General features: G+C 61.6%; 7 protein-coding genes. 4 read left to right on the top strand and 3 right to left on the bottom strand.

The genetic code is table 11. The annotated features are described in order from the left end of the window. Positions 1-38: 38 nt before the first annotated feature. Positions 39-1430 (bottom strand): hypothetical protein, encoded by a 1392-nt coding sequence (locus ACQK2L_RS31240; protein WP_425400979.1) that lies wholly within the window; start codon positions 1428-1430, stop codon positions 39-41. A 244-nt stretch (positions 1431-1674) separates the two neighbouring features. Here ACQK2L_RS31240 and ACQK2L_RS31235 point away from each other — a divergent pair, with 244 nt between their 5' ends. Then, a complete protein-coding gene (locus tag ACQK2L_RS31235) occupies positions 1675-2616 on the top strand; it encodes a histone deacetylase family protein (protein WP_425400978.1) in 942 nt (313 codons plus the stop codon). A gap of 111 nt (positions 2617-2727) precedes the next feature. Here the strand turns inward: ACQK2L_RS31235 and ACQK2L_RS31230 are convergent, their stop codons facing one another. Continuing rightward, the gene (locus ACQK2L_RS31230; RefSeq protein WP_425400977.1) at positions 2728-5226 is read right to left on the bottom strand and encodes a hypothetical protein; all 2499 of its coding nucleotides are present in this window, start codon (positions 5224-5226) and stop codon (positions 2728-2730) included. Positions 5227-5836: 610 nt separating this feature from the next. On the opposite strand from ACQK2L_RS31230, the gene ACQK2L_RS31225 reads away from it, so the two are divergent. The 3 genes from ACQK2L_RS31225 to ACQK2L_RS31215 all read left to right on the top strand — a co-directional run bounded on the left by ACQK2L_RS31225 (position 5837) and on the right by ACQK2L_RS31215 (position 9586). Next, positions 5837-6454, top strand: coding sequence for an RNA polymerase sigma factor (locus ACQK2L_RS31225; RefSeq protein WP_425400976.1), 618 nt, complete (start codon positions 5837-5839; stop codon positions 6452-6454). 26 nt (positions 6455-6480) lie between these two features. Next, positions 6481-9042 (top strand): protein kinase domain-containing protein, encoded by a 2562-nt coding sequence (locus tag ACQK2L_RS31220; RefSeq protein WP_425400975.1) that lies wholly within the window; start codon positions 6481-6483, stop codon positions 9040-9042. Between the two features lie 322 nt (positions 9043-9364). Beyond that, on the top strand, positions 9365-9586 hold the full coding sequence (locus ACQK2L_RS31215; protein ID WP_425400974.1) for a hypothetical protein: 222 nt from the start codon (positions 9365-9367) through the stop codon (positions 9584-9586). A gap of 50 nt (positions 9587-9636) precedes the next feature. Here the strand turns inward: ACQK2L_RS31215 and ACQK2L_RS31210 are convergent, their stop codons facing one another. Then, on the bottom strand, positions 9637-13143 hold the full coding sequence (locus tag ACQK2L_RS31210; RefSeq protein WP_425400973.1) for a beta strand repeat-containing protein: 3507 nt from the start codon (positions 13141-13143) through the stop codon (positions 9637-9639). Positions 13144-13225 lie beyond the last annotated feature (82 nt).

Raw genomic sequence — 13225 nt, 5'->3', positions numbered from 1 at the left:
CCAGCTACCATCGCGCTGAGAGTTTCGCGAGCTGAGTCCTACGGAGCCGCCGCAGCAGCAGTCTCGGCCGGCGGGGCGTTGCCTTCCATTAGTTCTTCGGCCGCTTCTTCATCGCTTTCCGGTGGTGCCTCCACGGCTTCCACGCCAAGTGCCGCGGTGGTCTCCGCGATCTTGCTGGCCATCTGCTTGACGTGCTCCGTCAGTTGCAGCTCGCCTGTATTGCGATCGGACGCTTCGTCGATCACTGGATCTGCCGCTTCCACCACGGCGTCGAGCATGCCGACGTAGCGGGCGTCTTTTAGTGCCGGCTTCACGGCGTCGATGCCTTTCTTCAGGCCGCTGAGTCGCAGCAGAATCCGCCGTACCTGGTATTCGCTCGGCAGTTCCGTATCACCAGCACCGCCATATCCTCCCCCGAAGTCGCCGCGGTAGCCCCCGGAGATGCCGCCACCGGGCCCCACGATTTCCTCTTCGTACTCCACCGCCCGCTCCTTCTCATTCGCGGCGATGTCGGTGGCCAGTTGCAGCAATGTCTCGACGGTTTGCTTCTCGTCGATGCCGGTGGCCGACTCGTAGGCGGGTTTGAAGCCTTCGAGTTGTTCGGCAATTCGGACCCGCGTGTTGAGTCGCGCCTCTTCATTGCCGATGGCTTTCATCATCGCTAGGTGGACCTTGTTGCCGTCGCCCAGCGCACCAATCTTGCCCAAACCACGAGCCGCCATCACGTTCAACCACTGGGCAACGCTGGGTTGAATGTCGTGCGGAAAGTCTTCCTTCTCGAGCACCGCCAGCAGCGCCGTAGCAGTGGCCGTCTGATTGGCCGCTGGCAAACCTGCCAGCGAACCCGCGTGACGCTCCAAGCCAACCAACGCCCCGACGATTAGCGGAGCCGGCGCCTTGGGGGTGTTGATGCCACCGGAAACGTACTTCGCCAGATACTCGTTCGCTTGGGGAAGTGGCTTTGCGTCGGCGGTTCGACTCCCGTACTGGGCGTCGAGGTCGCCGATCAGCAGCATCGCGTTGTAGCGCACCGCAGGATGATACGAGCCTTTGACAATTTGCGGCATGCCCGCCATGGTCCAGTTGGTCACATCGGCAGCCACCGTTGCATCGGCGGAACGCAGGAAGCTGCGAACGAAGTCGCTTCGCAACTTGGCGAGGTTGCTCAAGGATGCTGCATCATTCTGCGTCATCAGAGGCAGGTAGTAGGCCTTGATGAACTTCTCGAAGTTGGCCTTTTGTTCGGCATCGCCGGTTGGTCTCTTGGCGTAGCTCCGCGCGCGGGTCAAGCTCATCGCCGGATTGCCGACCTTCAGGGCATCGAACTGCGCCACTGCGTGCGGCGCGGCGACTACGGTGGCCACGAGTGCGAGCGAGAAAAACAACCGACCAGGCATAGCGCGAGCGATAAAGTGGCGAGCAGGTAGCACGGCAGTTCCTTGAACAGGAGCGCCTGCCGAGGCGTTGTCGCCATGGGGGCAGGCACGATAAAGTGAAAAATGGCAACCACTTGCGCCGGTTGCCACTCCTTCCAGACTAGCAACCGAACCGCCTAAAATCAAGAATTGAGCCTGGACGTATCCCTCGCCACGCGACGCCGGGGGGTACGAAAAAGCCGGTTCTAACAGCAAATCGCTGGACCCACCTCGTATTATTGCGGACTCTATCGCTCTCATGACACTCATCTACTACAACCCTCAGGTTCTCGAGCACGACACCGGCACCCACCCGGAGAACGCCGGCCGGCTGCGGGCGGTGTCCGAGTACCTCGATGCGCACGACCTCTGGCGGGGCGACCGAGTCGACGCCTGGCAGCCCGCTGAGTTGCAACTAGTCGCCCGGGTGCACGACGCCACGTACCTCCAGGGCATCGCGCAACTGGCCGCCCGCGGGGGCGGTTCTCCCGACCCCGATACGATCGTCTCGCCCGACTCCTACCAGGTGGCGATGCTCGCTGCCGGGGCGGCCGTCGATGCGGTCGAGCGCGTCGTAAGTGGCCAGGCGAAGCAGGCGCTGTGCCTCACCCGACCGCCAGGCCACCATGCAGTGCGCAACCGCGCGATGGGCTTCTGCCTGGTGAACAACGTGGCCGTGGCCGCTCGCGCGGCCATCAAGCAGCATGAGCTTGATCGCGTGCTGATCGTCGACTGGGACGTGCACCACGGCAACGGTACCCAGGACCTGTTCTACGACGACCCACGCGTGGCGTTCTTCTCGATCCACCGCTCGCCGTTCTACCCGGGCACCGGGGCGGCGGACGAAACGGGCACCTGCGACGGTCTCGGCGCGACGCTCAACTTGCCTATGGCATTTGGCACGTCACGCGATCGCTACCTGGCGGAGTTCGCGCACGAGCTGAGCGACTTTGCCGATCGACACAAGCCGCAACTCGTGCTGGTGAGCGCGGGCTTCGATGCCCATCGGCTCGATCCCGTCGGTTCACTCGGATTGGAAAGCGAAGACTTCGAGTCGCTCACCTTCGCCGTGCAAGACGTCGCCGCGGCGCATGCCGACGGACGCATCGTCAGTTTGCTGGAAGGGGGATACAACCCGGAGATGTTGTCCGAGAGCGTGGGCTTTCACCTGGCTGCGCTGCGTGAGCGCGAGGCAGACTAAAATGCTGCTGAAGAATTGCTTCGTCCACTCATCCCTCTCCCACTTTGCAGGGAGAGGTAAGGAGAGGGGCCGACAAAGTCAGCCGAAGCAATTCTTCGGACCTCGTAAGCCTTACTCGTCGCCAAACACGCGGGTGCTCTCTTCCTTGCGAATCGGCTGGGCGATGTCGTCGGTGCGAACTTCGACCAGCACGCGTTGATCGCCGGGCTTCTTGCCCTGCACGTCCACGCGGTACACCGTGTCGGCCTTCGGCGCGAGTCGCGCCAACGGCTCGAACACTACGCCCTCGGCTTCCACGTGATGACGTGTCTCGCCTTGAGCACCAGTGACGGTCATGCCCGCGGGGATCAGAGCGGTCACCTGCACGTTGGCGGCCGCCTTCGAACCCTGGTTTACTACGCGAATCTCGTAGCTCGTCGAGCCGCCGACCTCGATCGGGTCTTGGGCGTCGTGCACTTCGAACATGATGGCTGCCAAGCCTTCGATCCGCACGGGCTGCGTGGTGCGATCTTCCAAGCCTTCGCGAGCGCGGCCTTCCACTTCAATCGAGTGATCACCCGACTGAATCGGCATGGCAACGAGTTCCACGCTGCCCTGCTGACCTTCCGGCAGTTCGGCCAGCGACCAGTACACGCTGTGCGTGGCCGAGTCGTACTCTCCCAGGTTGTTCGCCCGCACAAACTGCATGCCCTTGGGCAGCTTCGTGACGAGCTGGATGTCCTTCGCCGGTGCAGTGCCGGGGTTGTCGACACTCACGGTGTAAGTGGCTTGCCGTTCGAGGTAACGTCGCGACGGGCCATCGACCGACACGGCCAACGCCGGCGAGATCACTTCGAACTCCACCTCTTGTTGTACCTGCAAGTTCCCATCGGCGCGGGCGGTGAGCACGTTGGTCACCGCGCCCGGCTTCTCGGCGGTCAGCACCAGTTCCATGCGGCGAGTCTCGCCGGCGCGGAGTGTGCCGACTTCCAGTTCCAACGCGGGGCCAGCTTGGTGACGGACGTTCTCCGGCACGTTCTCCAGCAGCATCACGTTCGTGGCGTCGCCGGTGCCCGGGTTGTGCAGTTCGATGGTGATCCGTTGCTGACGACCGATCAGCACCTGGTTGGGTGCACTCATACGCAGCGCGAGTTGCGGTCGCGTACAGCGGGCCTTGGCCGATGCGTGCGAAGCAAACGTTACCTTCGCAACGCTGCCAATCTCGCCTTCGGCGGTGGGCATCAGTTCGACTTCCATCGTTCGCTCTTCGCCGGGCGAAAGCGTGCCGAGCTGCCAGGCGAGGGTCGAACCGCTCGCTTCGGCTTGCGGTTGGGCGTCGACGAGCCGCGTGCCCTGCGGCACTTCGTCTTCCACCACCACGTTGTCGGCCGGACGCTGCCCGATGTTGCGGACTTTGATCACAAACTTGCACTCCTTGCCAACCTGAATCTCTTCAGGAGCAAATTTCTGCAGCACCAGCGAAGGACGCTGCGCACCTTCCAAGGCGCGTTCGCCCGGTCGGCCGGTTCCTTCGTCGATCGCTGCGCCGCCCGGCATAGTGGCCGGCTGCGAGGTGAACGAGGGCTGCGATTCATAACTCGGTTCTTGACTCGGTGAGGCGTTGTACGCGTCCATCGGCGCCGGGGTCGGCTCGGGTGCGTTGAACGCATTGCCAGCAGCCGGTTCCGAGAATCCACCACCATCACGGTAGTCGGGCTCCGCGGCGATGATCGGCTCGACGGGCGCCGACTGAATGGGGGCCGCTTCCAACGGCGCGGCTTCCATCGGTGCTGCTTCCATTGGTGCCGGTGCGTAGCGATCGTTCATCGGCGCTGCAGCGAGGGGCTGCGCGGCCATCGGTTGTGTGTTGTTGAACTCCGCCGGTTCAGGCGGTGCTGCGGCTGCGCGGAGCGGGTTCTCCCCGGCCACTGGTGCTTCTGCGGGAGCCGGCATCTCGCGATAGCCACCTTGCGACTCTGCAACCGGCATCGCCGGCGGAGCCGAGAACGCGCTCTGGGCCGCCGCGTTGTTCGCCGGCAGTGCTTCGGCATCGCCCACTGGTGCACCGCTGCCAAACGGACTGCTGCTGTCGGCACTGCCGCGAAGCGGGTTGCCCTCGGCCAGCGGCTCCGCGACCGGCAAACTCCCCATCGGCGATTGGCCACGCGCGACGAGCTCGCCAGCGCCGTGCGGTTCTTCCGACATCTCGGTCGACGGTTCGTCCGCCATTTCATCCATCGCTGGCAGCGGAGGCATCGGAGCCACTTCTGCCGGTTTGTCGTTCATCGCATAGCGATCACCCGTCGGAACTTCCGGCAAGGCGTCGAAGTCCGGCGTCGGCGCGACGGGCAAACTCGTTGCTGCGTCGTCGGCGATCGGTTGTTCGGCGTCCGCCTGTGCGACCGTGCCTTGGTCGCGCTTAAACGCGCTGGCCAGATCGCTGAGCGTGTCGTTGCCTTCTTCTTGTTGTGCCGACTCGAACCCTTCGGATAAGTCGTTCTGCGTTTCCTGGCTCAGCGTGCTGCCGTTGCCGCTGAACCACAGGAATCCTCCCACGCCGGCTCCGGTCATCAGGCTAGTTGCCAGGAGTGCTGGAAGCAGTACACGACGTCGCGACTTCGGTTTCGACATGGCTGAAGTTCCCAATTCCGTTGGGTCAGTTGGAATACACGGATTCCGCGCAGACGGTCCATCGCCGCGCGAGTTGCTGCAGCGGGTAGTAGCAAATTCCCCACACCCGCTAAAGAGCGATTCCCTCCGAACTGCTAGCACGGTGCAAAATCTTCCCGAAAGCCCCCAATGAGTTTTGTCGCACTACTGCGACAAAACGATTGCACGTAACTTGTTTCACCACAAGCACTTGGAATTGTCGCACCACCAGAAAATGCAACCCCTGCGACAAAACCCCCCTGAAGCACCAACCTAGCGGCCGCGGATCGCAGAAATCCATCTGACGGAAGCCACCCGAGTTGTTGCTCCCGGTTGCCCGCAGGTGCGACAAAACCCCGTGAGCACGATCAATCGGATCGCCAAGTCGCCACTCATTTAGAGCCACCCAAATTGCCAAAGAACCGCCGGCGCACCGGCCGGCACGTCCATTAGATCAGACGGGTGTACGATTACTACCGCGATTCTTTGCCAAGTTAGGTCGAGAGGCGTAGGCGAGGAATGATTGATATTCCCAGTCACGTCATCTACGATCCCATTGCGTGCTATCATCGCCAAACCAAACTGCACCGCCATGTGTTCATCCACTACCGCTCGCGTTGAGAGCTGTCTGGTTCGACTTCGGCTTGGCGAGCAGCCTGCGCGCGATGAGTTGATTGGGCTCGCCAACGACCGTCTGCTGCGACTTGCGCATCAGATGATTAAGAGTTTTCCCCGCGTCGAGCGCTGGGAGTCGGCCGACGACGTGCTGCAGGAAGCACTAGTTAGGCTACACAAGTCGCTGGAGGTGGTCGAAGTGCACGACGCTCGCCACTTCTTTCGGCTTGCCGCCCAGAAGATTCGTTGGCAGCTACTCGATCTGGCGCGACGGTTTGGCGGCCAGGGAGGCATCGACGCGAATCACGCGTCGCATCGTCCCGACGTCGGCGCATCGACTGGCGACGTTGCGCCGCAGCCAGCCGATCTCACCCATGAGCCCGGGCGCCTGGGCGATTGGAGTGAATTCCATGAGGCCATCGAGAGGCTGCCCGATGCAGAGCGGGAGATCGTCGATCTACTTTGGTACGATGGCCTGACGCAAGAAGAGGCGGCCGAGGCAGTTGGCGTCAATGTACGAACCGTGAAACGTCGGTGGCGTGCGGCGCGCCTTGCCCTGCACCAGATTCTTGGAGAGAGTCCTCTGACTGGCTGACAACCTGCATCCTCTGGAGCTACCTGATGTCCAGTGAAACGCAAGTCGACGATCTGCTCGACCGCTGGGAAGACGCCCGCGGCCGCGGTGAGCACCTCTCGCCCGAAGAACTCTGCCGGGAGTCTCCGGAACTGCTCAGCGAGGTTCGCGACAAAATTGCTGCGCTAGAGCAGATGGACGCGAAGCTCCACCTCCGTGAGTTGGTCGACTCCGGCAAGACCGAGGCCTTTCACTACACGCCCAAGAACGCGCTGCCCATCCGCTGCCCTCACTGCAATACAACGACTCAGGTGGCGGTCGATACCCGCGTGGACGAGGTGGTTTGCGACGGCTGCGGCAGCACTTTCAGCCTCAAGCCGCGCGAAGGCGACGGCCCCGCACTCTTCAACATCGGGCAGTTCGAACTGATTAGCCGCTTGGGCGTCGGCGGATTCGGAAGTGTCTGGAAAGCCCGCGATCTGAATTTGCGACGCGACGTGGCAATTAAGCTGCCCAAGCGAGGGCAGATGTCCGACACCGAGATCGAGTTATTCCTTCGCGAGGCCCGCTCTGCCGCGCAGTTGAGGCACCCCAATATCGTGCGAGTGCTCGAGATCGGCCGCTTTGAGGACTCGGTGTACATCGTCAGCGAGTTCATCGATGGAAAGCCGCTCAGTGAATGGCTGAACGCCCAGCCGTGCGACAGCCGCGAGGCCGCACAGATCATGGACAAGATCGCGCGAGCGGTGCACTACGCCCACGAAGAAGGCATCGTTCATCGCGACTTAAAGCCCGGCAACATCTTGATCGACGGAGCCGGCGAGCCTCACGTGCTTGACTTCGGCCTGGCGAAGTGGACCGAGGAAGAGCTTTCACTAACCTTGGCCGGCAATCCGTTGGGCACACCCGTGTTCATGCCGCCGGAGCAAGTGGAGGGCGAACTCGCGAAGATCGACCGCCGCAGCGACATTTACTCCCTGGGTGCCACGTTGTTTCAGATGCTCACCGGCGAGCCAGTATTCCGCGGCACTCGCTCGCGAGTCTACTCGCAAACACTCGAAACCGATCCCCCCTCCGCCCGCAGCCTGAACGACCGGGTGCCGCGCGACCTCGACACGATCACCGAAAAGTGCTTGCGCAAGGAGCAAGTTCAACGCTTCCAAACGGCCGCCGAGTTGGCCGACGAACTGGAGCGGTACTTGCGTGGCGAACCGATCAGAACTCGCCCCGTCGGCATGGCAACCAAGGTGGTGAAGTTTGCCAGGCGCAAGCCGGCAGTGGCTTCGTTGATTGTACTACTTGTTGCATTGGCGGTGGGTGGGCCGGTGGTAGCACTGGAGCAATCGCGATTGAGGGCAGACGCCGAATTTGCAACTCAAATTGCGACGGATCAAACCAAGATCTCGAACGACGAAAGAGGCAAAGCGGAGCGGCGGTTGGAGTATGTGCGAAGAAATGTCGAGCTCTTAGGGGTCGTCTTCGATCGAGTCACAATAGAGCCGCTCGGGCAAAGCGATAAACAACTGCGTAGTCAACTTGGTGTTCTGTTCGCTCAGGCCTCCAAGAAGTTGCCTAGTTTTGCTGACGATCCACTCTTAGCAAAAGACATGCAACTTGTGTACGCCAATGCTCTTTATTCACTTGGGCATGTGGAGGAAGCCCATGCAATCGATACTGAAACTTTTGGTATGCTTGAGCGAACGCTCGGATCTAACGATCTTGAGACATTAAAAGCCCTGCACAATCTAGCGATGTCGAATGAGGCTATTGGCAACCGAAAGGTAGCAATCGAGCAGATGAGAAGCGTGTATCGCTCAAGGCTAGCGCAGCTCGGAGAAAGGCACCCAGATACGCTGGAAGCTATGCGAAATCTAGCAGCGCTACTCGGCCAGGGCAGACGGCACGCCGAGTCGCTACGATTCGCCAAGTCGGCGTTTGAATTGCATCTAAGTGTTCTTGGACGCGAAGACGCGCGGACTATCCACAGTATGCGGCTCTTGGCAGCCAACGAGTATGCGGCGGAGAACTACAGTCGAGGACTGGAGCTTGCGGAGCAGGCTTTCGAATCTCTCGAGGTGAGCCGTGGCGCGACTCATCCAGCCACCATAAACGCATTGCAGATACAGGCCGGCTGCCTCGCCAAGCTTGGCCGTCTTCAGGAAGCTCTGGCAATTGACCGCAGAGTTGTGAGAGTCCATCAAGTCGAATTGGGCGCCGATCATCCGGTAACTCTGGGCAGCATGGCCTCGCTAGCAGAGACTCTCTATGCAACTGGGCTCGATGAAGAGGGACTCGAAATGGAACGCCAGGTCTGTGAGCAACTCGAAGCACGACTGGGGCTAACTCACGCGGACACAGTGGAAGCTCTTCGCAACTTCGGGATTCGCCTTCATGGGAAAGGGGAGTTTGTGGAGGCGGTCCGCTGTTTCGAGAAACTTGCTAGAGCCATCGAGAGCCAGAGCACCGTAGACATGGATACCCTTGCTCTCAAGATCGCCACACAGATCTTGTTGGCAAAGTCGCGCACCGCGTTGTTGCATCAGGAAGCAGCTACGCGGAACGAGGCAGGTGATGGAAGCATCGACGGGAGGCAACCTAGTAAGAATTAGGTCCCAGGAACCGACGCCAACGGAAGGAGGCAATTGCGATTTGTGCATTGCCGCACTTCGAAAGGTTCAACTTGACACCCCACGGGTATTTGGGGCACATTTCCACTCCTCTGTCCCCTCTCCGCCCCTCCCCCCGCTATGCATCTTGGGTGGTCAGTTCCACCCAAAGTTGCCGGCGGCGGTCGTCGGCTCTGCTACGCGGCCATTTCTTAGGGGACATGCTATGTCGGGACAGAACGGACAATTTGCGCGGGTAGGTTCTAACGGGGTTTCCGAGGCTGAAACTGCGGCGCGAGACGAGCTCCTGCAGCGGGAGCTACTGATGGAGCGCACGGTCGACCTCTTGATTCAAAAGGCCAAGGTTGGCGAACTGTGGCCCGATGTCTACGAGAGGGCGCTAGCCGTATTGGAGTCGCTACCGCTGCCGACAAGCGAGTTCGACCTCGCCTCTCGCCGACTCCGCAACGCCCTGGCGTACGCGGCCAGTGGAGAGTTTGGCGCTGCGGCTTTCGAGTTGCGAATGCTGCGAAGCCAACTCGGGTGAAGACTCTGACGGACTGTAGATTGACGCAAACCCTTGTACTCGGCCCGCACTCAACACTCATGATTGGCCGAGCCCAATCGTTTCGACAGCCGTTGGCCGCCTAGTAGCAGTCCGCCCAGCAGCAGCAGTACGCCGGCGGCCGGTTCAGGCACCTGGCTAAAGGCGGCCAGCGGTGCGTTGGTGGCACCGAAGTTGGCTTTCCACACCAGGTAGTCTCCCTCGTCGACGAAGCCCGAGTTGTCGTCGGTGCTGCCGGGTGGCAAGATCGACTCGGGGGCTCCAAGGCTGTTTCGCCACACGGTGTAGTCGGCCAAGTTCACGGTGCCGTCGTTGTTGTAGTCCCCAAGGATAGTTTGAGAAATCTCGACTACGGTGAGTTGGACGTTGGTCGGGTTGTAAACGACGTCCCAACCCAAGCCAGGATCGAGCGCGGCCGTGCCGAAGTCTGCGGTGTCAAATTCACTCACGATGCTTGCGGCGGTGAAGATCGTAAACGCGTCGCCCAGGCCGGGAGTGAATCCGCCGATTAGCGACACTTCCAACTCGCCGCCGAGTTGTGCGATGCCGGTGAGCGCCATGCGGTCGAACAGGTTGAGCCCCGTTCCCTGTAGCTCGATCTCCAACACGCCGCTGGCCGTTTGTTGAAAGTCTTGCCCGGAGGTTTGGCCGGGCGAGGATCCGAGCTCGAGCCGGCCATCGTTCTGCACGAGCACGTCGACGTCCGCGCCGTCGAGCAGCGTGAGCGTGCGACCGGCCGTGTTGACCAGTGCACCGCCGCCCGAGAACGCGGCGCCGGATTCGACCTGGGTATTGCCATCGAGCATCAGGTCGCCATTGAGCGTGATGATGCTGGTCGACTCGAAGCGAGCGCCGTTGACTTCCAGGGTCGAGGTACCGCCCCCGGCAACTGTTACGGCGCCACCGAAGTCGGTCGCCTCGGCGGAGCGGTAGACGCCACTGGTGAGCATGACCGTCGAGGTGGAGCCGAAGTGGAGTGCGAAGCCGACCGTTTCGACCGTCGCGTTGTTGGCGAGCACCTCGCCGTCGTAGTTGAAGTTGGCGTTGTCGCGGAGTTCGAGCGTGCTGCCGCCTACCGCACGGAGTGATCCGGTGCCGGCGACGCCGTGCCAGTTGTTGTTGTTCGCGGCCGTATCGACGACCAGCGTGCCGCCGCCGGAGCTTCTGAGGATGGAGTCGTTAACCACGCGAGCGGAGACGAGCCCTTGGCCGCTGACGAGGCCATCGTTGGTGAGCGTAGCGCCGGTCAACTCGCCGCCCAGCAGCTCGGCCATGGAGTCGGCGGCGAGCGTCCAGGCGTTGGCTACGTTCAACACGCCGTCGCTGTCGGCGGTGCCGATCGTTCCAACGTCGAGAATCGCACCGCCCAGGGTCAATGTTCCGTCGTCGGCCCGCAGCTCGGAATCGGCGCCATCGAAGTCGATGTCGGCGTCGATCGTCCCGAAACCGTGCAGTGCTTTCTCATTGGGCGCGGAGAGTTCACCCACGCCGTTGATGGAGCCACCCTCGAGTCGGTTCACGCTCACCAGGTCGCCACCCCGCAAGCGGAGGTTGGCCGCGCCGTCGACGAAGTTGATGTTGCCAGTCGTGCCGATTACCAGCCTGGCGTCGGTGCGGCTGAGGCCATCGACGTTCATCTCGCCATCCATGTTCAGGTCGGCTCCGGAGAGGAACGTGGTGAACGAAGCACCGCCGTTGACGTTCATCACACCCCGGTCGTTGATCGTCCACGAGTCGTTCGGATCATCAAGGTTGACGCTGAGATCGGCGCCGAGAACCGAGTTGATCGTCAGATAGCTTCTGTCAGGGTTGGGGATGATCACCGACCGACCGTATTCGTCGATCGCCGCCGCGTTGATTGTCAGCGGAGCGTCGATCGTGAAGTCGGGTGCACTGAGCAGGATCACCGTAGCACCGCCGCTGTCGAGACCCACGGTGCCGCCGCTGAAGTTGAGCGTTGTCGGTTCGTTCACCTGGCCGCCGGAGAAGAAGACGTCGCCGGGGCCGTCGAACTGGGCATTCTCAGCGCCGTCGACCGAGTTGAAAGTCGAAAAACCGAGCACCGCGAGCGTCGCCCCCGCGGCAACGTCCAGCTCGGCGTCGGAGTTCCATGTCACTGGCACGTTGATTTGCGAGGTGCCGCTGCCCTCGACGCGGATATCGGCGTCGTTCGATTGCGAAATGATGGCATCGTCGCCAACCACCATGGCGCTGCCAGTGAGTGCGGGGGTGCCGCCGCCAGTGTTGTTGAGCGTCAAGCGGCGCTCCATGGTCCACGAGCCATCCGCAACCGTCAGGTCCAGCTCACCACTGTTGAGTGTCAGGAAACCATCTGCCCGGTCATTGCCCTCAAAGCTGTCGAGGTTCAGGTGCAGCTCGCCTCCGGCCTCGACCGTGATGACGTTGGTGTTGGCCCCGCCACCGTCGAAGTCCATGTCTTCGTCATTGATCACCACGGTTGCCCCGGGCCCGACGGTCAGGCTTGCCTCGGTGCCGATCATCTGGAAGTCGACGCCCGGGTTGATCGTGGCGTCCTGGTTGAAAATGATGTGCCCATTGTTGGCGATTGTCCCGCCGTTGGCGGTGAAGGTGGTATCGATCTGCAAGGTGCCATCCGAGTCGACAATCTCCAGCACTGTCGGCCCCACGGTGTTGTTCATCGTGATCGCCCCGCCTTGCAGGTATGCCACGCCGGCAGGAACATCTGGTATCAGAGGAGGACTCCCCGCGATAAAACCGTTGTCGACGGTCATGGTACCAGAGAAAGTCCAGGCGTCTTCGATGTCGAGCGTCGCGCTTTGTGCAAGTTCGATCACGCCATCGAAAGAGTCTTCGAGCTGGATGTCGATGTCGAGCGTTTGATTGCGTGTGACATTCACAGCGCCGTTACCGCCAACGCCGTCGAGATCGATGCGTGCGTCGGTGTCGATGGCCGCCAAGGTAAGGGTTCGCGCTGTGGGCGCGACGTTGCCAAGTATGAATCCATCGAATACCGAGCCGGGGCGAATCACGCCGTCGTTCACAAAGACGGCCGTTGGCGACGCGATCCCGTCGCCGTTGCGAATCAAGTTTTGGCCCGCGAGGGTGCCGCCCACTCCGATTTCGAATGCACCCACGGTGCTGGGATCGATGAACGACGTGAAGCCAGCATTGGCGAACGTGCTCCCGCTGTCCACCGTGATGTTGTAGGCGGAAAGCGATGTCGGGGGTAGACCGACCAGGTTGCTTTCGCCAACGCGTAGGATAGTCCCCGAGCCTGCGAGTGCGATGTCGCCATTGACGTCGAGGAAGTAGGTTTCGGTATCCAGTTCGATGCTGCCGGACAAGTCGAGCGACAGAATCTCGTTGTCCATCGCCATTTCCACATGGTTGTTCGTGTTGAACACGGCGGAGTCGGTCGGATCTGGCTCGTCGGCCGGGCTCCAATTGAAGGGGTCCGCGTCCCAAGGGTCGTTTCCGCCTACCCAGTCGTTCGCCGCACATCGTAGCGGCAGTGTGCCGAGGGCGAGAAAAAGTACAACACAACCAGTTCGCAGCATGATCGTTGCCTCCAATCGGTGCCGTTCGAGCCACATAGTGCCGGCAGCGAGAAGGGGCTCGGCTGCTGGTGGGGAATTCCTA

Source organism: Aeoliella sp., from assembly GCF_965227375.1.
Classification (GTDB): Bacteria; Planctomycetota; Planctomycetia; order Pirellulales; family Lacipirellulaceae; genus Aeoliella.
This window is presented reverse-complemented; position numbering and strand designations above follow the sequence as displayed.